Below are 25,875 nucleotides of genomic sequence, written 5' to 3'. Positions count from 1 at the left end.
TTACTCCTCAAACAGTGCCAGGATGGAAGAAAAGTCCTTGCCACCATTACCTTTCTTGTTATGCATTTGATAAAGCGATCGCGCCAGCGCTCCCATCGGCACAGGCGCCGCCACTTCACCGGCAGCCGCCATCGCCAGCTCAAGATCTTTGCTCATCAACTGGCTCATAAAGCCCCCCTGGTAGCCTTTGGAAGCCGGAGCAGTTGCCATTACCCCAGGGATCGGGTTGTACTTTTCCAGTACCCAGTTGCCGCCAGAGCTGACTTTCATGATGTCAGACAGTACTTTGGCATCCAGGCCGTGCGCCATACCCAGCTTCAACGCCTCGCAGGTGCCACTCATCAGCACCGACAGCAGCATGTTGTTGCAAACCTTGGCTACCTGCCCGGCGCCGCCGGCACCCGCATGAAAAATATTGGCACCCATGGCATCAAGCACAGGTTTGGCACGCTCGAAGGCTGAGTCGCTACCACCAACAATAAACGTCAGGGTGCCGGCAGCGGCACCGGCGGTACCACCAGATACCGGCGCATCTACAAAATCAATGGCCAGCGGCCCGGCGGCATCATGCACTTGCTTGGCGGTGGCCGCATCAATGGTGGACGAATCAATCACCAGGGTGCCTTTGGCCAATTTGGCCAGCAGGCCGTTTTCGCCCAGGTACAACCCGGCTACGTGGCGGCCGGCCGGCAGCATGGATACCACCACTTGGCAAGCAGCTGCGTCATCAAGGCTGCCAGCACTAGCGCCGGCATCGACTAGCTCCTGCACCGCTTGTGGATTCAGATCCACCGCCATCACCTGATGGCCCGCCTTGAGCAGGTTGTGGGCCATCGGGCCACCCATATTGCCCAGACCAATAAATGCGATCTTCATCTGTCTCTCCTTAGATGTCGGCCAGCGGGTGAGCGTCCCAGGGGCTGGTGAAAAAGCGGCTGATCACATCCGCAGGCACCTGCTCCACTGACGCAAACTGCCAGCGTGGGTTACGGTCTTTTTCCACCAGCAGAGCTCGTACGCCCTCCTGAAATTCACCATACTCGCCACAACGCCATGACAGCCCCGCTTCCATACGAAACGCGTCCGCCAGGCTCATGTTTTTACCCCGGTGCAGCTGCTCAAAGACAATACTCGCACTGAGCGGGCTACCGTGCTTGAGGGCATCGCGGGCCTTGGCCAGCCACTTATCATCAGTCTCGAGGCTGCTGATGCGCGCGACGATGGCACTGAGGTCATCGCCAGCACACAGTTGGTCAATCTGCTCCTGATGCGCCTTCACCTGGCCTTTGGGCATTTTTACCCGCGCCGGGCTTTCCAGTTTTTTCAGGCTGTCGCTGAGTTTCTGGTGGTTAAGGCTAACGGTATCGCCCCAGCTGACATGACAAAGTGCGTCAAACAGCGCGCCTTTATCTTCACTGCTGATGAAGTGATCGGCCAGCCCCACATAAAGCGCATCGGCGGCATTGATATTGGCAGCAGTCAGGCCCAAAAAGAGGCCGCTATGACCGGGCATCCGCGACAAAAAGTAGCTACCGCCGACATCGGGATAAAGGCCGATGGTGATTTCCGGCATGGCGATGCGGGCAGTTTCGGTGACCACCCGGTGCGAGGCACCGCTCATCAAGCCCAGGCCGCCGCCCATGATGATGCCGTGGCCCCAGATCAGCACTGGTTTGTTCATGCAGTGGATCTGGTAATCCAGGCGGTACTCTTTGAGAAAGAAAGTCTCAACCGCCTGACCGCCGTTGTCGCCCTCTTTCATGGCGTTATACAGCGCTACTACATCACCGCCGGCGCAAAAGGCCTTTTCACCAGCCCCTTCCAGTACCACCATGGCGATGCGCGGGTCCGCTTCCCAGCGGCTCAGTTGTGGGTCAAGACGGTCGATCATCGCCTCGGACAGGGCATTGAGGGATTTCTCACTGTTCAGCCGGGCTACGCCAATAGCCCGGCCATTGGCGGTATCCAGCTCTTCAAATTGGACGATATCACTCATTGGTTTTGCCACTTGGGTTGGCGTTTTTCCAAAAAGGCACTGACACCTTCTTGCTGATCCGCACCGTCAAAGAGTTTGACGAAGTATTCACGCTCGCGACCCAGGCCGTCGTTGATGACGCCATGGCGGCAGTGCTGCACCAGTTTCTTACAATAGCTGACCGCTTGTGGGCTCTGGTTGCCAACCTGGCGGGCCAGTGCCATGGCGGCGTCGGCGCTTTCGCCTTTTGCGACCACTTCTTCAACCAGACCAATGCTCAGGGCCTTGTCAGCCTTGAGTTGCTCGCCGCAAAGGATCATCCGCTTGGCCCAGCCCTCACCCACTAAATGGGTCAGGTTCTGGGTGCCACCGGCACAGGGCAGCAGCCCGACCTTGGCTTCTGGCAGGGCCATCACCGCTTGTTCTTCGGCGATCCGCAAGTCACAGGCCAGCGCCACCTCCAGGCCACCGCCCATGGCATAGCCGTTAATGGCAGCGATAGATACACCGCGAAAATCAGACAGGGTTTCAAAAGCACGACCAAACAGGTGGGCCATTTCGGCAGCCACCTCTTTATCGCCGTCAGCGAAGAGTTTTAGATCAGCGCCGGCACTGAAAAACTTGTCGCTGGCTGAGCGCAATACCAGTGCATAAACCGATTTGTTGGCATTGAGATCTTCCACCATGGCGGCCAAACCACGCAGGCTTTCTGCCGTCCAGGTGTTGGCTGGCAGGTTGTTCATGGTGATCACGGCCACGTGGCCGTCAATGGTCAAATCCAGTGGACTGTTCATAGCCGCGCTCCTGTTAGCGGATCTCATTGGCATGCTCGGCCAACAGGCGCCGGGCAATGATGAGCCGCATGATTTCATTGGTTCCTTCAAGGATCTGGTGTACCCGCACGTCACGCAGGTGGCGTTCCATCGGGTATTCCTTGATATAGCCGTAACCGCCGTGCAGCTGCAGTGCTTCATTACAGACCTTGAAGCCGACATCGGTAGCAAAGCGCTTGGCCATCGCACAATAGGCCGTGCGCTCTGCGTCTTTGCTATCGAGCTTGTAGGCTGCCAGCCGTACTAACTGCCGGGCTGCAACCAGCTCGGTGGCCATATCCGCCAGCTTAAACTGCAGCGCCTGGAAAGCCGCCAGCGGTTTTCCAAACTGACTGCGTTCCTGCATGTATTCGGTGGCCGTATCCAGCGCCTGCTGAGCCGTACCTATCGAACAGGTGGCAATATTGATGCGGCCACCATCAAGGCCCATCATGGCAAATTTGAAACCTTCGCCTTCTTCGCCCAGACGGTTGCGCACCGGCACCCGCACATTGTCAAAGGTGATGGTGCGGGTCGGTTGGGCGTTCCAGCCCATTTTTTCCTCGGCTTTGCCATAACTGACCCCGTCGGCATCAGCCGGTACCACAATGGCGCTGATGCCACCTGGGCCCGCTTCGCCGGTACGGGCCATCACTACCAGCACCTGGGTGCTGCCGGCGCCACTGATAAAGGCTTTGGCGCCATTGATGACGTAATCATCGCCATCACGGCGGGCCGTAGTGGCCAGGCTGGCAGCATCCGAGCCGGAGCCAGGTTCAGTCAGGCAGTAAGATCCCAGTTGCTCACCGGTAACCAGCGCCGGGCAGAAAGTATCTACCACCTCGGCGTTACCAAAACTGGCGATCATCCAGGTCACCATGTTGTGAATGGTCAGGTACGCCGTGGTAGCCGTACAGCCCATAGCCAACGCTTCAAAGACAATGCTGGAATCCAGCCGGCTGAGCCCCAGGCCGCCGGCAGCTTCCGGCGTGTACAGGCTCAAAAAGCCCATTTCGCCGGCCTGTTTGATCACTTCAACCGGGAAGTAGTGTTCTTTGTCCCACTTCCCGGCGTGGGGAGCCAGTTCACTCTGGGCAAACTGGCGGGCCGTTTCCTGAAATGCCAGCTGATCGTCAGTCAGATGAAAATTCACGTCAGCGCTCCTGTTACTTCAATTCGATGGTCATGTTCGGGCCGGAAGGAATATCTTCGTTAAACCAGCGGGCCGTGACCGTTTTGGTTTCGGTGTAAAAACGCACCGCCTGTTTGCCATAGGCATGCTGGTCGCCATAGAAAGAGCCTTTCCAGCCGGTAAAGCTGAAGAACGGCAGCGGCACCGGGATCGGTACATTGATACCCACCTGGCCGACTTCAATTTCGTGCTGGTACTTACGGGCAGCAGCGCCGCAAGCGGTAAAGATGGAGGTGCCGTTACCGTAAGGGTTGGCGTTGACCAGTTCGATAGCCTCATCGAGGCTGTTGGCGTTAACCAGGCACAGTACCGGGCCAAAAATTTCTTCCTGGTAGATGCGCATATCGGGGGTAACATCGCTGAACAGCGTCGGCCCAACCCAGTTGCCCTTTTCGTAGCCAGCCAGAGTAAAGTCGCTGCCATCAAGTAAGCAGGTAGCGCCCTGCTCTTTGCCGCTTTTGATCAAATCCAGTACGCGGGCTTTGGCCTGCGGGGAAATTAGCGGCCCGTAGGCAGCGTCTGCCTGATCCCACAGCCCCGGTTGCACTGCCGCCAAGGCCTGGCGAATATCATCAGCCCAGTTTTGTGCTTCACCCACCAGTACCGCCACAGAAATGGCCATGCAGCGCTGGCCACCGGCACCAACCGAAGCACCGACGATGTTATTGATCACCTGCTGCTTGTTAGCATCCGGCATCACCACCATGTGGTTTTTAGCGCCGGCAAAAGCCTGCACCCGCTTCATATTTTCGGTACCACGGCGGTAAATGTATTGGCCTACCGGCACGGAGCCGACAAACGACAGCGCTTTCACCTGGGGGTGATCCAGCAGGAAGTCCACCTGCTCTTTGCCACCATGGATCACCTGTAGCACCCCTTCCGGTGCGCCGGCTTCGACAAACAGCTCCACCAGTCGGGTTGGCGTCAGTGGATCCTGCTCGGAAGGTTTGAGAATGAAGGTGTTACCACAGGCAATGGCCAGCGGGAACATCCATAACGGGATCATCGCCGGGAAATTGAACGGCGTGATACCGGCGCAAACCCCCAGAGGTTGAGTCAGGCTATAGCAATCAATACCACGGGCCACGTTCTCAACGGTTTCGCCCATCATCAGGCTGGCAATATTGGCGGCGTGTTCCACCACCTCAATGCCCCGCCAGACGTCACCTTTGGCGTCTTCGAAGGTTTTACCGGTTTCCGAGGAAAGGATTTTAGCAATCTCTTCCTGGTGGTCCTTGAGCAGCTGCTGGTAGCGCAACATCACCCGGGCGCGTTGCGAAACCGGCACTTCTTTCCAGGTAGCGAAGGCCTTGCGGGCACTGGCAACAGCCGCTTCCATCTCGCTTTGAGTAGCGCAAGGCACCTGCGCGATGACGCTGTTATCGACCGGGTTGGTCACATCAATGCGTTGCTCGCTCTGGCTATCAACAAAGCGGCCATCAATAAACAGTTGAACGGTTTTCATCAGAAGCTCCTTACAGCATTTCAATGGCCACGGCAGTGGCTTCACCGCCGCCGATGCACAGTGACGCCACGCCTTTTTTCAGGCCGCGGGCCTTAAGGGCATGAATAAGAGTAACCAGCAGCCGCGTTCCGGAGCAGCCAATAGGGTGACCCAGGGCGCAGGCACCACCATTGACGTTCACCTTGCTGTGCTCCAGCCCCATTTCATTGATGGCCAGCATGGTTACCATGGCAAAGGCTTCGTTGATCTCAAACAGATCCACGTCTTCTTTCTGCCAACCGGCTTTGGCCAGCACCTTTTGCATGGCCCCAATCGGCGCAACGGTAAATTCACTGGGGTGCTGGGCATGCTGAACCTGGCCAACAATACGTGCCAGCGGCGTCAGGTTGCGGGCTTTGGCGGCCGCTTCATCCATCAGTACCAGCGCCGCTGCACCGTCAGAGATAGATGAAGCATTTGCTGCTGTGATAGTGCCGTCTTTGGCAAAGGCCGGGCGCAGTGACGGAATTTTCTCCGGCATGGCATTGCCCGGCTGCTCGTCAGTATCAACTGTCACTTCTCCCTTGCGGGTTTTCACCGTAACCGGGGTGATTTCGTCAGCAAAGGCGCCACGTTCAATAGCGGCTTTGGCCCGGGTCAGTGATTCGATGGCAAAAGCGTCCATGGCTTCCCGAGTCAAACTGTATTCATCCGCTGTGGCTTGCGCGAAGGAGCCCATCAGGCGGCCGGTATAGGCATCTTCTAGACCATCAAGGAACATATGATCTTTGACATCGCCATGGCCCATGCGCATGCCGGCGCGAGCGCCAGGCAGCAAGTAAGGGGAATTGGACATGGATTCCATGCCGCCGGCCACAACCACCTCGGCACTGCCTGCGGCGATCAGATCATGAGCGAACATGACGGTTTTCATACCGGAGCCACAGACTTTGTTGACCGTGGTCGCCCCGCAGCTATCAGGCAAACCGGCGTACCGGCTGGCCTGACGAGCAGGAGCCTGGCCTAGACCGGCTGGTAGTACACATCCCATCAGGGTTTCGTTAATATCTTCAGGTGCCAGGCCCGCCCGCGCCACTGCCGCGCGAATGGCAGAAGCACCAAGTTGGGGGGCCGCAACCGGGGCCAAAGCCCCCTGAAATCCGCCCATGGCGGTACGGGCTGCGCCGACGATAACAACAGACATGTCAGACTCCTTTTAAGGCTTTGCCACAGCCTACCTATAATTTACGTTTACGGCAACGTAAAGGCATCCGACCTGTTTGTGAAAAAGAACCTTGATAGCCGCGGCTTCCAGCGCCTTTTTCAGCACCACCAGACAAAGTGGTAGATAAAAAGAATACGGCGACTTTTTTCCGTCATGGCATCGCAAAGCTACGAAACAAGACTTGTTTTTTGTGTAGGAGAAAGTCAGTCTTGACAGTGGGTTAGGCGGTGTTTTCCCCCACCCGCCATAATCTTTACCTTTACGTAAACTTCCAGTAAGGTAGCAACATCGAAGATGAGCCAAGACACCATGTCCAACAAGAGCAACACTTACAGCATCAGCGAGCTGGCCAAAGAGTTTGACATCACCACCCGTTCTATCCGGTTCTACGAGGACCAGGGCCTGATCACTCCGGAACGAAAGGGTCAAACCCGGATCTACAGTCGCCAGGATCGCGTTCGCCTGAAACTGACCCTGCGTGGCAAACGCCTGGGCTTCACTCTGGCGGAGGTGCGCAAGCTGTTTGATCTGTATGACGCGGACAAGTCTTCTGTCACCCAGCTCAATACCATGCTGGATCTGGTGGCCGAGAAAAAAGCGGCGCTGGAACAGCAGATGGAAGACATCAAAGTGGTACTGATGGAGCTCACTTCGGCAGAAACCCGCTGCCGTACTGCCCTTGCTGATATAAAGGAACACAAGAAAACCGGCAGCTAACTCAATACGCCTCTCGGGGGAGACGCTGATGATTAGCCAGTTCAAGAGCCTGAATTTCGGTTTGGGTGATACTGCGGATATGCTCCGCGACCACGTCAATGCTTTCGCACGGGAAGAGATTGCTCCCCGTGCCGCACAGATTGATCATGACAACGCCTTTCCCAACGAACTGTGGCCAAAGCTCGGCGATATGGGCCTGCTTGGGGTCACCGTCAGTGAAGAATATGGCGGCGCCGGCATGGGCTACCTGGAACATGTCATTGCCATGGAAGAGCTGTCTCGTGCCAGTGCCTCTGTAGCGCTGTCTTACGGTGCCCATTCCAACCTGTGTGTGAACCAGATTTACCGTAACGGTAATGACGAGCAAAAACACAAATACCTGCCCAAGTTAATCTCCGGTGAGCATATCGGGGCGCTGGCCATGTCTGAGCCCAATGCAGGTTCTGATGTGGTGTCGATGAAACTGTCCGCCCGTGATAATGGCGATCATTTTGTGCTTAACGGCAACAAGATGTGGATCACCAATGGCCCCGACGCCGATACCTATGTGGTCTATGCCAAGACCGATGTGGAAAAAGGCCCTCATGGCATTACCGCCTTCATCATTGAGCGGGGCTTCAGCGGTTTCTCCCAAGCCCAAAAGCTCGACAAACTGGGCATGCGTGGCTCGAACACCTGTGAGCTGGTGTTCGAAGACTGCATCGTCCCTAAAGAAAACATTCTTGGCGAACTGAATCAGGGCGTGAAAGTCTTGATGAGTGGCCTGGACTACGAGCGCGTAGTGCTCTCCGGTGGCCCGCTGGGCATCATGCAGGCAGCCATGGACGTGGTCGTACCCTATGTACATGACCGTGAGCAATTCGGTAAGGCCATCGGCACCTTCCAGCTGGTGCAGGGTAAAATTGCCGACATGTATACCCGCATGAACGCAGCCCGTGCTTACGTCTACACTGTGGCCAAGGCCTGTGACCGCGGCGAAACCACCCGTAAGGATGCTGCCGGCGTCATTCTTTACAGCGCCGAAATGGCCACGCAGGTCGCCCTGGACGCCATTCAACTGCTCGGTGGTAACGGCTACATTAACGAGTACCCTACCGGCCGTTTGCTGCGCGATGCCAAGCTGTATGAGATTGGTGCCGGCACCTCAGAGATCCGCCGCATGCTCATCGGCCGCGAACTGTTCAACGAGTCGCGCTAAGCCACATCAATAAGGGGGCTTCGGCCCCCGCTGCTGTTAAAGGACCTGCCCGATGATCCTGACCTCCGCTGTCAATCCCCAGGCACAAAGCTTTCAAAATAACGATGCCGCCATGCGCGCCCTGGTGGCTGATCTGAACGAGAAAATCGCTCAGATCAGTCAAGGTGGCGGTGCCAAGGCCTGTGAACGCCATACCTCTCGGGGCAAGCTGCTGGCCCGGGATCGCATTGACCTGCTACTAGACCCCGGTTCCGCCTTTTTGGAAATTGGCCAACTGGCTGCCTGGCAGGTCTATGAAGATTACGTACCCTGCGCTGGCGTTGTTGCCGGCGTCGGCCGGGTCAGTGGTGTTGAATGCATGATCATTGCCAATGACGCTACCGTCAAAGGCGGCACCTACTACCCATTGACCGTGAAAAAGCATCTGCGAGCACAGGAAATTGCTGCCCGCTGCCACTTGCCGTGCCTTTATCTGGTGGACTCCGGTGGCGCCTTCTTACCCCGTCAGGACGAAGTGTTTCCGGACCGTGACCACTTTGGCCGGATTTTCTTTAATCAGGCGCAAATGTCTGCCAAGGGTATTCCGCAAATTGCCGTGGTAATGGGACTTTGTACTGCCGGTGGCGCCTATGTGCCGGCCATGGCGGATGAGTCCATTATTGTCCGCCATCAGGGCACCATTTTTCTGGCCGGGCCGCCTCTGGTTAAAGCCGCGACCGGTGAAGAAGTCAGCGCTGAAGATCTCGGCGGCGCCGATGTGCACTGTAAAACCAGCGGGGTGGCCGACCACTACGCCCTGGACGATGCCCACGCTTTGGCATTAGCCCGTGACGCCGTGGCGAATCTCAACTGGCAAAAGCCACAGCAACTGGCCATTCGCGACCCCAAACCGCCCCGTTACCCGGCACACGAGCTTTACGGCATTGTCGGCACCGATCTGAAAAAGCCATTCGACGTCAAAGAAGTCATTGCCCGGCTGGTAGACGACTCGGAATTTCATGAGTTCAAAGCCTTGTATGGGCCAACTCTGGTCTGTGGCTTTGCCCATATTCAGGGCTACCCGGTAGGTATCGTCGCCAATAACGGCATTTTGTTCAGTGAAAGTGCGCAAAAAGGCGCCCATTTCATCGAACTGTGCTGCCAGCGCAAAACACCGTTACTGTTCTTGCAGAACATCACCGGCTTTATGGTTGGCCAGAAATACGAAGCCGAAGGTATCGCCAAACACGGCGCCAAGATGGTGACCGCTGTTAGTTGTGCCTCAGTACCGAAATTCACGGTACTGATCGGTGGTTCCTACGGGGCCGGTAATTACGGCATGTGTGGCCGCGCTTACGATCCGACACTGATGTGGATGTGGCCGAATGCCCGCATTTCGGTCATGGGGGGCGAGCAGGCCGCCGGAGTGTTGGCGACCGTAACCAAAGATAACCTGGCTCGCAAAGGCGAAAGCTGGACCGATGAGCAGGAAAAGACCTTTAAAAAGCCCATCATTGACCAGTACGAGCAACAGGGACATCCCTACTATGCTTCAGCACGGCTGTGGGATGACGGCGTCATCGACCCGGCGCAAACCCGTGACGTGCTGGCTTTGGCCCTGGCTGCATCACTCAACGCACCTATTGAGGACACCCGTTTTGGCGTGTTCCGCATGTAAGGAGGCCCCATGGACTGGCTATTGACCGATATTGATGACCGTGGCGTCGCCACCTTGTGCCTGAACCGCCCGGACAAGTACAACGCCTTTGACGACAACCTGATCAACCAGCTGATCCAGGCATTATCAGAGCTTGCTGACGATGACAAAGTGCGGCTGTTGGTACTGAAGGCCAATGGCAAGCATTTTTCCGCCGGTGCCGATCTGAAGTGGATGCAACGGCAGATCAGCCACAGTTTTGATCAGAACCTGGCGGAGTCCGAAGCGCTGGCCGAACTGATGGCCCGCCTGCACAGCTTCCCGCATCCAACCCTGTGCGCCGTTCAGGGCAGCGCCTTTGGTGGCGCCCTGGGATTGATCGCCTGCTGCGATATTGCCGTAGCCAGCGACGATGCACGCTTTTGCCTGTCGGAGGTCAAACTGGGCCTTATTCCGGCGGTGATCAGCCCTTACATTGTGCGCGCCATGGGTGTACGCCAGGCAACCCGCTACATGCTGACCGCAGAGCGTTTTGACGCCGGAGTCGCCCGCAAGCTAGGGCTGATCCACGAAAAAGTCCCTGCCAATGAGCTGGATACAGCTATCGGCGACTTTGTGCAGATCCTCCTGGCCAACGGTCCGGAAGCTCTGAAGGCCTGCAAGATGTTGATTGAGCACGTGGACAGCCACCTGCTCGATGACGAACTACGCCATTTTACTGCCAATGAAATATCCCGAATTCGTATCAGCCCGGAAGGTCAGGAAGGGCTGAAAGCCTTTTTTGACAAGCGCTCACCGGGCTGGCAGGAGAAAAAAGATGTTTAAAACCCTGCTCATTGCTAACCGCGGTGAGATTGCCTGCCGGGTGATCCGTACGGCTCATCGCCTGGGGTTGCGCTGTATTGCTGTTTATTCCGACGCTGACCGCCATGCCCGCCATGTGCAAATGGCAGACGAAGCCTGGCACCTGGGGCCTGCTGAAGCGGCTCAGTCCTACTTGCGAGCCGATAAAATTCTGGCCATCGCCAAAGCCGCCGGGGCCGATGCCATTCACCCGGGGTATGGCTTTTTATCGGAAAACAGTGCCTTTGCCCGAGCCTGTGATGACGCCGGCATTGCCTTTGTTGGGCCGCCGACGGCGGCCATTGAAGCCATGGGCTCAAAATCGGCGGCAAAAGCCATCATGGCAGACGCCGGTGTGCCATTGGTGCCGGGCTACCATGGTGACGACCAAAGCGAAAAGACCCTGCTTGATGCCGCCATCAACATCGGCTTCCCGCAACTCATCAAAGCCGCCATGGGCGGCGGTGGTAAAGGCATGCGGGTGGTTGACAGCGCCGAGCAGGTAAAAGACGCCATAGCGGCCGCCCGCCGTGAAGCCAAATCGGCTTTCGGTGACGAACACCTGCTGATCGAGCGTTACCTGACCCGACCACGGCACGTGGAAGTGCAGGTCTTTGCCGACCAGCACGGTAACTGCATTTACCTGGGAGACCGGGATTGCTCCGCCCAGCGCCGCCATCAAAAGGTGGTGGAAGAAGCGCCGGCACCGGGACTTTCTGACAACCTGCGCCGGGCCATGGGTGAGGCCGCCGTCAAAGCAGCCCAGGCCATCGGTTATGTGGGAGCCGGCACCGTGGAATTCCTGCTCGACGGCGATGATTTCTATTTCATGGAAATGAACACCCGCCTGCAGGTAGAGCATCCCGTCACGGAAATGGTGACCGGTCAGGACTTAGTGCACTGGCAGTTACTGGTAGCTGCCGGCCAGCCACTGCCACTGACCCAACAACAAGTGCGCTGTGACGGCCACAGTGTCGAAGTGCGTATTTATGCCGAAGATCCCTACAAGGACTTTTTGCCACAAAGCGGCACCCTGACCCTGCTGCGCGAGCCGGAAGATGATGTGCGTATTGATACCGGTGTTCGTCAGGGCGATGAAATAAGCCCCTTTTATGATCCGATGATCGCCAAGCTGATTGTCCATGCCAGTGACCGCGCCAGCGCTCTGCGGAGCATGAGCCGAGCGCTTGATCAGTACCGTCTGGCGGGCATCAAAGCCAATGTCGGCTTTTTGCGCCGCCTGGTCAGCCACCCGGCCTTTATGGCTGCTGACCTCAGTACCCGCTTTATTGAGCAACACCAAGCGGAGCTGACCGCCGCCCCGCAGTGGAATGAACAGCGCCTGGCGCTGGCTGCCCTGACGGTGCTGGCCTACCGCCACCACAATGCCGCTGAACGCCGTGAACAAAGCCATGAACCGGGTTCACTGTGGCATCGCGCCAATGGCTGGCGTCTCAATGCCAATGCCAGCCTGCGCCTGCAACTGGATATCGGTGACAACGAGCCGGTTATCGTCATGGCCGAACATAGCCCAGATGGCTGGCAGCTGAGATTCCACGAGCACCAAATGCTGGCTCAGGGCCACATCGAAAATGATCGCCTCTATGCCAGCCTAGATGGCCATCAGCTGCAATTACCGGTCTGGCAGCATGAAGATGGCTTCGCCCTGTTTGAGCAGGGCCAGCCGTATCAGTGGCGTGAATACCAGGCGGCTTTGCAACAGCTCGACAATACCGACAGCGAACTGGTGGCCCCGATGAACGGTACGGTAGTGGCGACCGAGGTCAATGCCGGTGACAGCGTCAAAGCGGGTGACACCCTGGTGGTCATGGAAGCCATGAAAATGGAATACACCATTGCCGCTCCCCGCGACGGAATAGTTGCCGAGGTCTTCTATCAGGCCGGCGATCGGGTCAGTGATGGCGCCGAATTGGTCCGCCTGGAAGAGGAGGCCTGATGCCCTACCCTAGTCACGTCACACTGGTGGAAGTCGGTGCCCGCGACGGCCTGCAAAACGAGCCAGGCCAGGTTAGCCTGGCAACCAAGAAGCAACTGATCGAAATGCTCACCGGCGCCGGTATTCGCCACCTGGAAGTAGGCAGTTTTGTCTCTGCCAAGTGGGTGCCGCAAATGGCCAATACCGCCGAGCTGTTTAGTGCCATCAAGCGCAAGGACGGCGTTATTTACTCCGCCCTCACGCCAAACCTCAAAGGCCTGGAAGGGGCCCTGCTGGCCGGGGCAGACGAAGTAGCGGTGTTCGGCGCCGCCTCCGAAACCTTCAGCCAAACCAATATCAATTGCTCCATTGCCGAAAGCCTTGAACGCTTTCGGCCAGTGGTGGCCCAGGCCCTGGCCAAAGGGATCCGGGTACGCGGTTATGTGTCTTGCGTGCTGGGTTGCCCCTATGAAGGTGACATTGCACCCGAAGCGGTCACTCGGGTTGCCAAGGCTTTATGGGACATGGGCTGCGTGGAAATTTCCCTGGGCGATACCATCGGTGTGGGTACCCCGGAAAAAACCCGGCAGTTGATTGAAGCGGTGGCACAAGAAGTGCCGCTGGGTAAGCTGGCAGTGCATTTTCACGACACCTACGGCATGGCCATTGCCAATATCCATCAGGCTCTTAGCATGGGTATCAGTGTTGTCGATGCCGCCGTCGCCGGGCTGGGGGGCTGCCCTTATGCCAAAGGCGCTAGTGGCAATGTCGCCAGCGAAGACGTGGTTTATCTGCTCAATGGTTTGGGTATTGAGCACGGCATCGACCTTGATCGTCTGTGTGAAGCCGGTTGGTTTATCTCTAAAGAGCTGGGCCGCCAGCCCAGCTCGAAAGTGTCTCTGGCCCTTGGCCAGCGCGAAAAAGATTGCCTGATGACACATCTGTGAGGAACAACATGTCAGGATTTAACAAAATCGTCAGTAGCTACGCCGAGGCCCTTGCCGGCATTGGCGACAACATGACCGTGATGGTCGGTGGCTTTGGCCTCTGCGGTATTCCCGAAGGGCTGATCAGCGCCATGCGCGACAGTGGCGCCAAGGGCCTGACCTGCATTTCCAACAATGCCGGGGTCGATGACTTTGGCCTGGGGTTGTTGCTGCAAACCAAGCAAATCAAGAAGATGGTGGCCTCGTACGTGGGCGAAAACGCCGAGTTCATGCGCCAGATGTTGTCTGGTGAGCTGGACGTAGAGCTGACCCCACAAGGCACCCTGGCCGAAAAAATCCGCGCCGGCGGTGCCGGTATTCCGGCCTTTTTCACCGCCACCGGCTACGGCACACCGGTGGCTGAAGGCAAGGAAACCCGAGAAATTGACGGCCGCCATTACGTGCTTGAGCCCAGCCTGACAGCCGATTTTGCCCTGGTACGGGCCTGGCAGGCCGACAAGTTCGGTAACCTCACCTTCCGTAAAACCGCCATGAACTTCAACCCAATGATGGCCACCGCCGGTAAGATCACGGTGGTAGAAGTCGAAGAGATTGTTGACGAACTGGACCCGAATTTCATCCACACCCCGGGCATTTATGTCGACCGGGTGATCCAGGGCACCTTCGAAAAACGCATCGAGCAACGGACGGTAAGGAGCTAAGCCATGCTGACACGTGAACAGATGGCGGCCCGGGTCGCCCAGGAACTCAAAGACGGTTACTACGTCAACCTCGGTATCGGTATTCCCACCCTGGTGGCCAACTACATTCCTGACGGCATCGAGGTGATGCTGCAATCGGAAAACGGCTTGCTGGGCATGGGCCCCTTTCCCACCGAAGACCAAGTGGACGCCGACCTCATCAACGCCGGCAAGCAAACGGTCACCGCCAGCAAAGGCGCCAGCTTTTTCAACTCTGCCGAGTCTTTTGCGATGATCCGCGGCGGCCATGTGGACTTGACCGTGCTCGGTGCCTTTGAAGTGGACGTACAGGGCAACATTGCCAGCTGGATGATCCCCGGCAAGCTGGTCAAAGGCATGGGCGGCGCCATGGATCTGGTGGCCGGTGCCGACAACATCATCGTCACCATGATGCACACCGACAAGCACGGCAATTCCAAACTGCTAAACCAGTGCGAGCTGCCGCTGACCGGCGCCGGCTGCATCAAAAAGGTGCTGACCAACCTCGGCTATTTTGAAATCGACAACGGCGCTTTTGTGCTCAAAGAGCGGGCGCCGGGGGTCAGTGTTGACGACATTCGCGCCGCCACCGCCGGCAAGCTGATTGCTGCCGACGATGTGCCAGAGATAGGTGTTTGAAAAACAGCACAAAAAAGCCGCCTGCTAAGGCGGCTTTTTTATTTCAGAGTAGAAAACACCTGGCGTACTTGTTGGTGAGCCAGGCCCAGCTCCCTAAACGGCACCGGCCGGCTGAAGAGATAACCTTGGCCGAAATGCCCCCCCATAGCCATGACTTGCAGTAACTCTTCTGTGCTTTCAATCCCTTCAACAATCACTTTCAGACCCAACTTCCCTGACAGTCCTAGGATCATCTCCAAGATGGCGTACTGTTCCGGGCTTTGATCCAGTCCGGAGACCAGGCTGCGATCAATTTTCAGAATATCCAACGGCAACTGCCGTAAATACCCCAGCGAGGAATAGCCGGTGCCGAAGTCATCCAGCGCCACTTTCATGCCATGTTTGCGGAACTGGTGAATGATGCCAATGGCAGCACCGGGGTCAGCCATCACCGCCGATTCCGTTAGCTCCAGTTTCAGGCGCTGTGCTGGCACACCATAGTGCGCCAGTAACGTGGCGATACTTTGCGGCAAATTCTGATCATGCAACTCGCTGGCCGACAAATTGACACTCATGGTGCAGCCATCAGGGTGCAGGGCCTGCATATCCGGGTGGCTCATCATCGCTACTGCTTTTTGCATCACTACCTGGGTGAGTTGGCGCACCAGGCCGGTTTCCTCGGCAACGGGAATAAAGCGCCCCGGGCCAATGACCTCGCCGTCAGGATGCTCAATGCGGGCCAGTGCTTCATAGCCATGGATCTGCCCCCGCTCAAAATCAACCAGCGGTTGCAGGTACACAGCAATCCAGTCATGGCGCAATGCCGTACGCAACAACTGCTCACTATTAAGCCGCTGCTGGCTGACAACACGCATGCTGTCCTGATAGAGGCGGTAATCACTGCCCTGATGGTTACGCACCTCACGTAGTGCCAATTGGGCGGCTTTGATCCCCTCTTCAGCGCTGCTGATGCCATTGGCCGTCATATCGACGGCACCGGCCAGGCACGACAGCCATAAGCGCTGCTCGGCAACCGTAAAAGGTTCATCAAATACCCGCAGTAAGGTTTTCACCTGCTGCTGTAATGACGGTTCTGTGTCTGCGGCCACCAGCAAACCGTACAACCCGCCTGACAGCGAAGACAGCAACTGCCCGGGCTGGATCACGGTCAGTAACCGGCTGACAAAAGCCTCGGTTAATTCTTTCAGCGCCTTTTGCGGCAGTGATTCAAGCAGCAAATTGCGGTTGGAGATACTCAGCATGACCATCGCCGCGGGCTTGCCTTTGGCCAACTGTTCATTGGCGATCAATTCAAAATAATCGGCATTGGCGAGGCCTGTAGCAGCGTCGGTAAAGCGCTGCTGAGTAATGTCAGCCAGGGTACCGGACATCCATAGCACGTCGCCGCTTTGCCGGTCACGGTCGCTGATCCCGCGGCATTCAAAAAAGCGATAGCCACCATAACCGTCGGCGGCCCGAAAGCGCGCTTCAAAACGTGGCGTCAGGCCATTGAGGTGCTGGTGTAATTCATTTTGAAAAGGGCCTGTGTCGGCCGGGTGCATGCGTTTTAGCCAATCTTCTAACGACAAGGTGGTTTCATCACTGCCGATCACCAGGCTGCTATTGACGACACGGACCTCGCGCTTGTGCAGATCCCATTCCCAAAAGCCGACCGCCGCACCGCGTAAAATAAGATTCAGCCGGCGGGTGCGTTCTTTTACCCGTGCTTCCAAATCCTGCTGAATATTCTTCAGTGAATTAACGTTCTCTTCGACAGATTCCAGCAAGAAGTTCGTCAGGGTCGCCAGTTTTTGTAGCTCAACCCGCTCGCTTTCCGTGCGCACCCGAAAGGAAAAGTCATCATCAACCGCGAGACAAAGCTGGTCAGCGATGGCATCTAACTCCCGGTGTAAATCATCGTCTTTCACGCTGCCTCCCGATCAAATTGCAGGAAAAACTCGCAATAATCATGGCCACGGTGCTGGCAACGGTGGTGGGTCATACTGCCGGTTTCACCGTATTCTTCTAATAGCCGCTGGAAAAGCGCTTCGTAGAGACCACAAAGGCCATTTTTGGAATGGTAACGGACAACCAGCTGCTCACCGTCTTCGACCAGTTCAAACTTGGCTCCCACCTGTTGGCGGGTGTCGGCATCGCGAATGCTGGAGGCCAGGGTCTGATGAATGCGGGGCTGGCGTCTGAGAAAGTCTTTGGCGGAGCTGGCCATGGCAAAAAACTTCGGGAACTGTCTTTTCGCGGCGAGGATAAAGCCATCGGCATAAGCAGCGTAGAGCTGTTCGTTGGTCAGTTGAAAGTGCTCGCCGGTGGCTTTTATCAGGGCCAGGCACTCGCTGTCGCTATAGTCGGTATCAATACGAAAACTCGGCGCCGTTGTCAGGCCGGCTTTTTGGCATACCGTAGTAACAGCATCCTCGCCACCTAATTCCCGAACCAATCCAACCAACACATACTGGATGTACCCAACCACAACGACCTCCGGGAATAAAAAACAGCTGACAATAAAACCACGTTATTGCAGTAAGACGAAATCGTCTCGATGGATCACTTCCGGGCCACAATCAAAACCCAGTAAGCTTTCAATAGCACTCGATTGCTGCCCTGCCAGTTTACTGAGTTCGCTACTGCTGTAACGAACCAAACCGATACCCAGGCGCTGGCCGTTACAACAGATTGTCACCGCATCGCCACGCTGACAGCGCCCTTGAATAGCAACAATACCACTGGGCAGTAAGCTGGCCCCGCGCTCGAGCAGTGCTTGGCCTGCGCCGGCATCAATCTGCAAGGTAGCTGTTGCCGGTGGCCCGGCTAGGATCCAACGCTTACGGCTTTCCAGCCGCTCGGCTACCGGCAAAAAACGTGAACCCACCTTGTTACCGGCAATGGCACCGGCAATAACATCCCGGTGGTGGCCACTGGCAATGACGACACTAATGCCGCCACGGCGGGCAACATCCGCTGCTTGTAACTTGGTCACCATGCCCCCTGTGCCCTGCGCACCGGCATTGCCCGCCAGTGCCTGCAAGGAAGCATCAATGTGCTGGATCTCTTCTATCAGTTGCGCGTCCGGGCATGCACGGGGATCTGCGGTAAATAGCCCTCGTTGATCGGTCAACAGCAATAACAACTGCGCGCCAGCAACAATGGCTACCCGCGCCGACAGGTTGTCATTGTCACCTACTTTGATTTCTGTGGTGGCGACTGCGTCATTTTCATTGATCAGCGGAATGACGCCGTGTTGCAGTAAGGTCGCCAGGGTATCACGGGCGTTGAGGTAGCGTTCCCGGTTTTCCAGATCGGCCCGGGTCAGCAGCATCTGGCCTACCTGCAGGCCGTACAGACCAAACAGGTGCTGCCAAAGATGAATCAATTGCCCCTGACCGATAGCCGCCAGCATCTGTTTGTGAGGCAAATCATCAGGAAGTGCCGGCCAGCCGAGCTGCTCCCGGCCAGCCGCGACCGCACCGGAGGTGACCAACACTAACTGATGGCCAGCAGCTTGTACGCCAGCGCATTGGCGTACCAGCTCTACCATATGGGCTTTATCCAGACGGTTAGTGCCCCCGGTCAATACACTGGTACCGAATTTAACGACCACAATCACAGGCTGTCTCCACCAAGGGCTATAGCCTGTTTATACTGTGCCCTCAGGCTCTTGCCAATGCCTCAAGGTAATGGCGGCGGCACACCGAGACGTAACGGTCGTTACCACCGATCTCTACCTGCGCCCCTTCTTTGATGGGCTGGCCATCAGCACCGACCCGCAACACCCGGTTGGCTTTGCGGCCACAATGGCAGACAGTTTTCAGCTCCACCAGCTTATCGGCCCAGGCCAGCAGGTAATGCGCTCCTTCAAAAAGTTCGGCCCGAAAATCGGTGCGCAGGCCATAGGCCAACACCGGGATCCGCAGCTCATCGACGATACGACACAACTGCGCCACCTGTGCTTTGTTCAGAAACTGGGCTTCATCAATTAACAGACAGTGGATTTGCTGGGTGTGTGACAGCCCCAGCACATCGGCATAGAGATTACTGTTGCCATCAAAAACCTGGGCTTCGCTTTTCAGGCCGATACGGGAGCTGATCTCCCCCACCTGGGTACGGTCATCAACAGCAGCGGTAAACAGCAGCACGTTCATGCCCCGCTCTTTGTAGTTGTAGGCCGATTGCAGTAACGATGTGGACTTGCCGGCATTCATTGCCGAGTAATAAAAATACAGCTGCGCCATGAAAGGTTCCTTATTGTCACCGGGCAGTTTACCCGGCCACAAAAAAGTGCGCCACCAGGGCGCACTTTGTATTCCGATAGGCGAGGCAATCAGAGTTTGTCAGTCAATTCCGGGACAATCTCGAACAGATCGCCCACTAGGCCATAGTCAGCCACCTGGAAGATGGGCGCTTCCGGATCTTTGTTGATGGCCACAATCACCTTGGAGTCTTTCATACCCGCCAGATGCTGAATGGCACCACTGATGCCGACGGCAATATACAAATCCGGGGCAACAATTTTACCAGTCTGGCCAACCTGCCAGTCATTGGGTACAAAACCCGCATCAACCGCCGCCCGGGAGGCGCCAATAGCCGCGCCCAGTTTGTCCGCCAGCTTTTCCAGCAGGGTAAAGTTGTCACCGTTTTGCAGACCTCGGCCACCGGAGATTACCACTCGGGCACTGCCCAGCTCTGGCCGCTCGCTTTCGGTAAGCTGTGCCCGCAGAAAACGGCTGCCAGCAAAGCTGCTGCTGTTTTCCAGCGCTTCGATAGGAGCAGCATTGCCACCGTCCACGGCATCAAAAGCCGAGGGCCGTACCGTGACCACCTTCAGCGCATCCAGCGCCTGTACTGTGGCAATGGCGTTGCCAGCGTAGATGGGGCGCTGGAAAGTATCGGCACTTTCAACCTTGATAATGTCGGAGATCTGCGCCACGTCGAGCTTGGCGGCGACACGCGGCATCAGGTTTTTACCGGTGGTGGAGCTGGCCGCAACCACGTGGCTGTAACCGCCGGCCAGCGCCACAATGGCTTGGCTCAGGGCTTCTGGCAGCGGGTGGGCAAACGCCGCGTCATCCAGCACCAGGACTTTAGCGACACCATGAAGTTGAGCTGCAGCATTGGCAACCTCCTGACAGTTGTGGCCCGCCACCAGCAGGTGCAGGTCGTCGCCCATCGCCTGGGCTGCCGCCACAACTTTGGCAGTTTCCGGTTTGAGATGGGTGTTGTCGTTTTCGGCAATAACCAGAATGCTCATCAGATCACCTTCGCTTGGTTACGCAGTTTATCGATAAGGGTATCTACGCTGTCGACCAGCTCGCCGCCCTGACGCACCGGTGGGGGGGTGACTTTCAGGGTTTTCACCCGCGGCGTCAGATCCACTCCCAGGTCAGCGGCATCGATCACTTCCAGCGGCTTACGCTTGGCTTTCATGATGTTGGGCAACGACGCATAGCGCGGCTCATTAAGGCGCAGATCAGTGGTCACCACCGCTGGCAGTGTCACCGCCACCGTTTCCAGGCCACCATCAACTTCCCGGGTCACTTCCAGCTCACCCTCAGCCACTTTCACTTCGGAAGCAAAGGTGGCCTGTGGCCAGTCTTTTAACGCCGCCAGCATCTGCCCAGTCTGGTTATTGTCAGAATCGATAGCCTGTTTACCGAGGATCACCATCTCCGGTTGCTCCTGGTCACATACTTTTGCCAGCAGCTTGGCCACATGCAGCGAATCCAGGCCATCTTCGGCTTTGACCAGAATGGCCCGGTCAGCGCCGAGAGCCAAAGCGGTGCGCAGTTGTTCCTGGCTGTTATCAGCACCAATGGAGACAACCACCACTTCACTGGCAGTGCCCTGCTCTTTCAGGCGCACCGCTTCTTCCACGGCAATCTCACAAAAAGGGTTCAGGGCCATCTTGACGTTAGCCAGATCGACCCCGCTTTGATCCGCTTTAACACGGACTTTGACGTTATAATCGATGACGCGTTTGACTGCGACCAGCACCTTCATTGGCGGTATCCTCTGAGGCTGTATTTTTGGGGCCATTCAGAGCGGCCCCAGCTTTACCGCCAAAATACTTCCTGTTAACGTAAACGTCAACTTGAAACCGACAGATAAGAGCAGTGCAGCAGTCCGCATTTTTTCTGGGCCAGCACGGTTTTTAACCGCTTTATCAGGAGTCTCTCATGGAACGCGAAACCATGGAATTTGACGTTGTCATCGTCGGTGCCGGCCCCAGCGGCCTGGCCGCCGCCTGCAGTCTTAAACAGCAGGACCCGGAACTGATGGTGTGTGTAGTAGAAAAAGGCTCCGAAGTTGGCGCCCATATTCTCAGTGGCGCGCTGTTTGAACCAAGGGCACTGACCGAACTGTTTCCGGACTGGCAAGAACGCGGCGCCCCGCTGCACACCGCCGTACAAAAAGACGAACTCTACCTGCTCAGTGAAAACAGCCAAAAAGCACTGCCAAATTGGGCAATCCCCAAGCCCATGCACAATGACGGCAACTACATTATCAGCCTCGGCAACCTCTGCCGCTGGCTGGCAGAACAGGCCGAAAGCCTGGGAGTGGAAATCTACCCCGGTTTTGCAGCCGCGCAGGTCGTCTACGGTGACGACGACCGGGTGCTGGGTATTCAAACCGGAGACATGGGGCTCGACAAAGACGGCCAGCCCGGCCCACAACACGAACCAGGCATGCAATTGCTGGCCAAACACACTCTCTTTGCGGAAGGTTGCCGTGGGCATCTGGGCAAAGAACTACTGGCACGCTTTAATCTCGCCGAAGGCAAAGATCCACAACATTACGCCATTGGCTTCAAAGAGTTATGGCAAATTCCGGCCGAGCAACACCAACCTGGGCTGGTGATCCATTCCGGCGGCTGGCCGCTGGACGAAACCGCCAGCGGTGGCGCCTTTCTTTACCACCTGGAAGACAATCTGGTGTCGGTAGGTTTGATCATTGATCTCAACTACCGTGACCCTTACCTGTCGCCTTTTGATGAGTTCCAGCGTATGAAACAGCATCCGCTGTTCGCCCAATACCTCAAAGGTGGTGAGCGGATCAGTTATGGTGCCCGGGCCATTGCCAAAGGTGGTCTCAATGCCCTGCCCGAGACGGTTTTTGCCGGGGGCATGTTGATTGGCTGCGATGCCGGCACCCTAAATTTTGCCAAAATCAAAGGCAGCCACACTGCCATGAAATCCGGCATGTTGGCCGCCGAAGCCATTATTGCCGAGCGGCAAGGTGACACGCCGCTCAGCGCCGACAGTTTCAATGCCCGTTTCAAAGCCTCCTGGCTTTATGATGAGCTGTACCGAGCCCGCAACTTTGGCCCGGCGCTGCATAAATGGGGGCCATTGCTGGGTGGTGCCTATAACTGGCTGGAACAGAACCTGTTTGCCGGCAAGCTCCCCTGGACGCTGTCGGATCCCAAAGCCGACTACCAGCAGCTGGAGCCGGCGGCGCAACACCAGCCGCGCCAGTACCCAAAACCCGACGGCCAGCTCAGTTTCGACAAATTGAGTTCGGTGTTTATTTCCAATACCAACCATGAAGAAAATCAGCCGTGCCATCTGCAACTTAAAGACGCGACAATCCCCATCAGCGTCAACCTGCCCCAATACGCAGAGCCGGCTCAACGCTATTGCCCGGCTGGTGTTTACGAGGTAATTGAAGAAGAGGGCCAGCCCCGTTTTCAAATCAATGCGCAAAACTGTATTCACTGCAAAACCTGCGATATTAAAGATCCGTCGCAGAATATTCGCTGGGTAACTCCGGAAGGCACCGGCGGCCCCAATTACCCCAATATGTAAAAAAAGGCAGCCAATTGGCTGCCTTTTTCTTTTTATGACTTGCAAAAATAAAAAGCCTTTTTAAAATACAGATAAATTACCTCTCTAAATAAAAAGGGCATAACGATGTCTGACTTTTTGCAGATCCTTGGCAATCAACGTCGCCTGAATGCGGCAACAAAAGAACTGACCGTTCAGGAATTGGAAGAAATTAAAGGCAAGCTGGACGCCATCATTACTCAGCGTGCAGAAGAAGAACAAGCTCGCGAAAAAGAAAATGCCGAACGTCTGGCAAAAATTGATGAGCTGCGTAAGGCCATGGCCGAAGCCGGTATTTCTCCAGAAGAAATTACCGGTGGTAGCACCGCTTCGGCACCGCGTCGTGGTGGTAAAGGCGTTAAGCGCCCACCGAAGTACCGCCTGGTAAAAGACGGTGAAGAGCACCTGTGGACTGGCATTGGCCGGATGCCGCGCGTCTTCAAGGCGATTGTTGATAACGGTGGCAACCTGGACGATTACCTGATCAAGTAATCGCCGCCACCAAGAAAAAAGCCGCGCACTGCGCGGCTTTTTTAATGCTCACCATGGAACGGGCAGCAGTTTTCACTGTCGTGTTCCAGAGCATGGTGCCCTTCTTCTTTTTTCGCAGCCAGGTAGCGGGCATTGTGATCATTTCGATAAACCCGTGTACCCACCCGGTCTGCTACCTGAATATCATGCGCTGCCAGCTGTTCGACTTTGCGCGGATTATTGGTTAACAGGCGAATATCATTGACTGACAGAGCCTTGAGCATCTGGGCAGCTACCGCAAAATCACGCTGATCATCGGCAAAACCCAGCGCGCGATTCGCTTCGTAGGTATTCATGCCCTGGTCCTGCAACGCATAGGCGTCGAGTTTATTAATCAAACCGATGCCACGCCCTTCCTGGCGCAGGTAGAGGATCACCCCCCCTTCCGCGGCAATACGCACAATGGCTTCTTCCAGTTGTGGGCCGCAGTCACAGCGGGCGGATAAAAACACATCACCGGTGACACATTCCGAATGCAACCGCACCAAGGGTTGCGGCTGCTGCCAGTCGCCCAGCACAACGGCAAAATGCTCTTTGCCATCGGGCAAGTTATCAAAGGTGACAAAAGTGGCCATATAACGGCCTCCCAGTACCGGGATCTGCACCTGACGACGAATCGTTACCGGCGTTGCATTATCAGTCATTACTACCTCTACACAGCATCTGAGCACCCGCAGGGGCGCTGTCGCTATGATATAACAGCGCCGTCCATGGTTGTGCATCGAATTAGCCGATTAACTGCAACAGCTCGTTTGTCGATGCTGACGGATGCAAGGCGCTGCGCCGTTGAGTACACTATGGCGTTTTTTCGTGCCAAACAGATCCAGAGGTAGTGCATGACTCACCAGACCATCGGCTTTGTTAGCCTGGGTTGCCCAAAAAACTTGGTGGATTCGGAGCGGATCCTGACCCAGCTACGCACAGAGGGGTACCAGATCGTACCCAGCTATGAAGATGCGGACCTGGTTATTGTTAATACCTGTGGTTTTATCGACAGTGCCGTGCAGGAGTCTTTGGACGCAATAGGCGAAGCCCTGAAAGAAAACGGCAAAGTGATCGTCACCGGCTGTTTGGGCGCCAAAGAGGATGAGATCCGCGAAATTCACCCCCATGTACTGGGCATCACCGGCCCTCATGCCTATGAAGCGGTGTTGGAAAAGGTGCACCAGCATTTGCCCCGGCCCCGCCGCCAGCACAACCCTTTCGTGGACCTGGTGCCGCCCCAGGGCGTCAAGCTGACCCCTCGTCATTACGCTTATTTGAAAATTGCCGAGGGCTGTAACCACCGGTGCAGCTTCTGCATCATTCCCAGTATGCGCGGCGATCTGGTTTCCCGGCCGGTCGGTCAGGTACTCAGCGAAGCCGAACGGCTGGCGAATGCCGGCGTCAAAGAGCTGCTGGTGATAAGTCAGGACACCTCGGCCTACGGTGTGGACATCAAACACCGCACGGATTTTTGGAATGGTCGTCCGGTTAAAACCGATATGTACCAGCTCACCAATGCGTTGTCGGAACTGGGTATTTGGACGCGCTTGCATTACGTCTACCCTTATCCACACGTCGACAACATTATTCCGCTGATGGCAGAAGGTAAGGTATTACCGTATCTGGATATGCCATTGCAGCATGCCAGCCCGGACATTCTTAAAAAAATGAAACGCCCAGGCCAAGTCGAACGTACCCTGGAGCGCATCCAGCGCTGGCGTCAGCAGGTACCGGACCTGACCTTGCGCTCCACCTTTATTGTCGGCTTCCCCGGGGAAACCGAAGCCGACTTTCAAATGCTGCTGGATTTCATTACCGAGGCCGAGCTGGATCGGGTTGGCTGCTTTCCCTACAGCCCAGTGGAAGGCGCAGCTGCCAATGCCTTGGCTAACCCAGTGGATGAAGCCGTCAAACAGGAACGCTTTGCCCGTTTCATGGAGGCGCAGCAACGCATCAGCGCCGCCAAGTTACAGCGCAAGGTGGGCCAGACCCTGGATGTAATCATCGACGAGGTTAACGCCGATGGTGCCATTGGCCGCACCAAAGGTGACGCCCCGGAAATCGACGGCCAGGTCTATCTCAGCACAGCCGGTGGCCTCAGTAGCGGTGACATCATCCAGGCCACCATTACTGCCGCCGACGAATACGACCTCTTTGCTGATAAAGCATAAAAAAAGAAACCGGCCATCAGGCCGGTTTTTCTTTTTATCGGCATAAAAATTGCGTAAATAGTGGCGATAACATCAATGAACCATTCGATTT

At 56.4% G+C, this 25,875-nt stretch carries 24 protein-coding genes; 11 read left to right on the top strand and 13 right to left on the bottom strand.

Annotated features, from left to right (window positions below; all coding sequences use genetic code 11):
* The 6 genes from mmsB to WDB70_RS04940 are packed head-to-tail and all read right to left on the bottom strand — an operon-like array spanning nt 1 to nt 6,627.
* Complete coding sequence (mmsB, locus tag WDB70_RS04965) at nt 1-876, bottom strand: 3-hydroxyisobutyrate dehydrogenase (RefSeq protein WP_406667212.1); 876 nt, start codon at nt 874-876, stop codon at nt 1-3.
* A 10-nt stretch (nt 877-886) separates the two neighbouring features.
* Nucleotides 887-1,996 (bottom strand): enoyl-CoA hydratase/isomerase family protein, encoded by a 1,110-nt coding sequence (locus WDB70_RS04960; protein ID WP_406667210.1) that lies wholly within the window; start codon nt 1,994-1,996, stop codon nt 887-889.
* Complete coding sequence (locus tag WDB70_RS04955; protein ID WP_406667208.1) at nt 1,993-2,769, bottom strand: enoyl-CoA hydratase; 777 nt, start codon at nt 2,767-2,769, stop codon at nt 1,993-1,995. The genes WDB70_RS04960 and WDB70_RS04955 overlap by 4 nt, the downstream gene beginning before the upstream one ends.
* Before the next feature lie 13 nt (nt 2,770-2,782).
* Complete coding sequence (locus WDB70_RS04950) at nt 2,783-3,940, bottom strand: acyl-CoA dehydrogenase family protein (protein WP_406667206.1); 1,158 nt, start codon at nt 3,938-3,940, stop codon at nt 2,783-2,785.
* 13 nt (nt 3,941-3,953) lie between these two features.
* Nucleotides 3,954-5,444: a CoA-acylating methylmalonate-semialdehyde dehydrogenase gene (locus tag WDB70_RS04945; RefSeq protein WP_406667204.1), complete on the bottom strand. Its 1,491-nt coding sequence runs from the start codon at nt 5,442-5,444 to the stop codon at nt 3,954-3,956.
* A gap of 10 nt (nt 5,445-5,454) precedes the next feature.
* Nucleotides 5,455-6,627 carry a thiolase family protein gene (locus WDB70_RS04940; RefSeq protein ID WP_406667202.1) on the bottom strand — a complete coding sequence of 391 codons (1,173 nt, stop codon included), beginning with the start codon at nt 6,625-6,627 and terminating at the stop codon, nt 5,455-5,457.
* A 315-nt stretch (nt 6,628-6,942) separates the two neighbouring features.
* Here WDB70_RS04940 and WDB70_RS04935 point away from each other — a divergent pair, with 315 nt between their 5' ends.
* Genes WDB70_RS04935 through WDB70_RS04900 form a run of 8 tightly spaced genes read left to right on the top strand, consistent with a single transcriptional unit; the run spans nt 6,943 to nt 15,283 of the window.
* Entirely contained in the window at nt 6,943-7,365 is a 423-nt protein-coding gene (locus WDB70_RS04935) for a MerR family DNA-binding transcriptional regulator (RefSeq protein WP_406667201.1), read from the top strand.
* A gap of 28 nt (nt 7,366-7,393) precedes the next feature.
* Nucleotides 7,394-8,563 (top strand): isovaleryl-CoA dehydrogenase, encoded by a 1,170-nt coding sequence (locus tag WDB70_RS04930; RefSeq protein WP_406667199.1) that lies wholly within the window; start codon nt 7,394-7,396, stop codon nt 8,561-8,563.
* Between the two features lie 52 nt (nt 8,564-8,615).
* Nucleotides 8,616-10,220 carry a carboxyl transferase domain-containing protein gene (locus WDB70_RS04925; RefSeq protein WP_406667197.1) on the top strand — a complete coding sequence of 535 codons (1,605 nt, stop codon included), beginning with the start codon at nt 8,616-8,618 and terminating at the stop codon, nt 10,218-10,220.
* 9 nt (nt 10,221-10,229) lie between these two features.
* Nucleotides 10,230-11,024 (top strand): enoyl-CoA hydratase-related protein, encoded by a 795-nt coding sequence (locus WDB70_RS04920; RefSeq protein WP_406667195.1) that lies wholly within the window; start codon nt 10,230-10,232, stop codon nt 11,022-11,024.
* Entirely contained in the window at nt 11,017-12,999 is a 1,983-nt protein-coding gene (locus tag WDB70_RS04915) for an acetyl/propionyl/methylcrotonyl-CoA carboxylase subunit alpha (RefSeq protein ID WP_406667193.1), read from the top strand. Before WDB70_RS04920 ends, WDB70_RS04915 begins: the two co-directional genes overlap by 8 nt.
* Nucleotides 12,999-13,925 carry a hydroxymethylglutaryl-CoA lyase gene (locus WDB70_RS04910; RefSeq protein WP_406667191.1) on the top strand — a complete coding sequence of 309 codons (927 nt, stop codon included), beginning with the start codon at nt 12,999-13,001 and terminating at the stop codon, nt 13,923-13,925. Before WDB70_RS04915 ends, WDB70_RS04910 begins: the two co-directional genes overlap by 1 nt.
* An 8-nt stretch (nt 13,926-13,933) precedes the next feature.
* Nucleotides 13,934-14,626, top strand: coding sequence for a CoA transferase subunit A (locus WDB70_RS04905; RefSeq protein WP_406667189.1), 693 nt, complete (start codon nt 13,934-13,936; stop codon nt 14,624-14,626).
* A 3-nt stretch (nt 14,627-14,629) separates the two neighbouring features.
* Complete coding sequence (locus WDB70_RS04900) at nt 14,630-15,283, top strand: CoA transferase subunit B (protein ID WP_406667187.1); 654 nt, start codon at nt 14,630-14,632, stop codon at nt 15,281-15,283.
* Between the two features lie 38 nt (nt 15,284-15,321).
* On the opposite strand, the gene WDB70_RS04895 is transcribed toward WDB70_RS04900, so the two are convergent.
* The 6 genes from WDB70_RS04895 to WDB70_RS04870 form a co-directional block, all read right to left on the bottom strand.
* Nucleotides 15,322-17,190, bottom strand: coding sequence for a putative bifunctional diguanylate cyclase/phosphodiesterase (locus WDB70_RS04895; RefSeq protein ID WP_406667185.1), 1,869 nt, complete (start codon nt 17,188-17,190; stop codon nt 15,322-15,324).
* The gene (locus WDB70_RS04890) at nt 17,187-17,750 is read right to left on the bottom strand and encodes a heme NO-binding domain-containing protein (protein ID WP_406667183.1); all 564 of its coding nucleotides are present in this window, start codon (nt 17,748-17,750) and stop codon (nt 17,187-17,189) included. The genes WDB70_RS04895 and WDB70_RS04890 overlap by 4 nt, the downstream gene beginning before the upstream one ends.
* A 42-nt stretch (nt 17,751-17,792) precedes the next feature.
* A complete protein-coding gene (gene proB / locus WDB70_RS04885) occupies nt 17,793-18,884 on the bottom strand; it encodes a glutamate 5-kinase (protein WP_406667181.1) in 1,092 nt (363 codons plus the stop codon).
* Nucleotides 18,885-18,927: 43 nt separating this feature from the next.
* Nucleotides 18,928-19,509 (bottom strand): thymidine kinase, encoded by a 582-nt coding sequence (locus WDB70_RS04880; protein ID WP_406667179.1) that lies wholly within the window; start codon nt 19,507-19,509, stop codon nt 18,928-18,930.
* A gap of 89 nt (nt 19,510-19,598) precedes the next feature.
* Nucleotides 19,599-20,525: an electron transfer flavoprotein subunit alpha/FixB family protein gene (locus WDB70_RS04875; protein WP_406667177.1), complete on the bottom strand. Its 927-nt coding sequence runs from the start codon at nt 20,523-20,525 to the stop codon at nt 19,599-19,601.
* Nucleotides 20,525-21,274 (bottom strand): electron transfer flavoprotein subunit beta/FixA family protein, encoded by a 750-nt coding sequence (locus WDB70_RS04870; RefSeq protein ID WP_406667175.1) that lies wholly within the window; start codon nt 21,272-21,274, stop codon nt 20,525-20,527. The genes WDB70_RS04875 and WDB70_RS04870 overlap by 1 nt, the downstream gene beginning before the upstream one ends.
* A gap of 176 nt (nt 21,275-21,450) precedes the next feature.
* Between WDB70_RS04870 and WDB70_RS04865 the strand changes: the two genes are divergently transcribed.
* Nucleotides 21,451-23,079, top strand: coding sequence for an electron transfer flavoprotein-ubiquinone oxidoreductase (locus WDB70_RS04865; RefSeq protein ID WP_406667173.1), 1,629 nt, complete (start codon nt 21,451-21,453; stop codon nt 23,077-23,079).
* A gap of 105 nt (nt 23,080-23,184) precedes the next feature.
* Nucleotides 23,185-23,589 (top strand): H-NS family nucleoid-associated regulatory protein, encoded by a 405-nt coding sequence (locus WDB70_RS04860; RefSeq protein ID WP_406667171.1) that lies wholly within the window; start codon nt 23,185-23,187, stop codon nt 23,587-23,589.
* A gap of 41 nt (nt 23,590-23,630) precedes the next feature.
* On the opposite strand, the gene ribA is transcribed toward WDB70_RS04860, so the two are convergent.
* Complete coding sequence (gene ribA, locus WDB70_RS04855) at nt 23,631-24,272, bottom strand: GTP cyclohydrolase II (RefSeq protein WP_406667169.1); 642 nt, start codon at nt 24,270-24,272, stop codon at nt 23,631-23,633.
* A gap of 192 nt (nt 24,273-24,464) precedes the next feature.
* Here ribA and rimO point away from each other — a divergent pair, with 192 nt between their 5' ends.
* Nucleotides 24,465-25,784: a 30S ribosomal protein S12 methylthiotransferase RimO gene (rimO, locus tag WDB70_RS04850; protein ID WP_406667167.1), complete on the top strand. Its 1,320-nt coding sequence runs from the start codon at nt 24,465-24,467 to the stop codon at nt 25,782-25,784.
* Nucleotides 25,785-25,875: the final 91 nt, after the last annotated feature.

It is taken from the genome of Gallaecimonas aegicerasi (genome assembly GCF_045291545.1).
Taxonomy (GTDB): Bacteria; Pseudomonadota; Gammaproteobacteria; order Enterobacterales; family Gallaecimonadaceae; genus Gallaecimonas.
The sequence above is the reverse complement of the archived record's forward strand: the minus strand, read 5'-3'. Positions and strand labels throughout refer to the sequence as shown.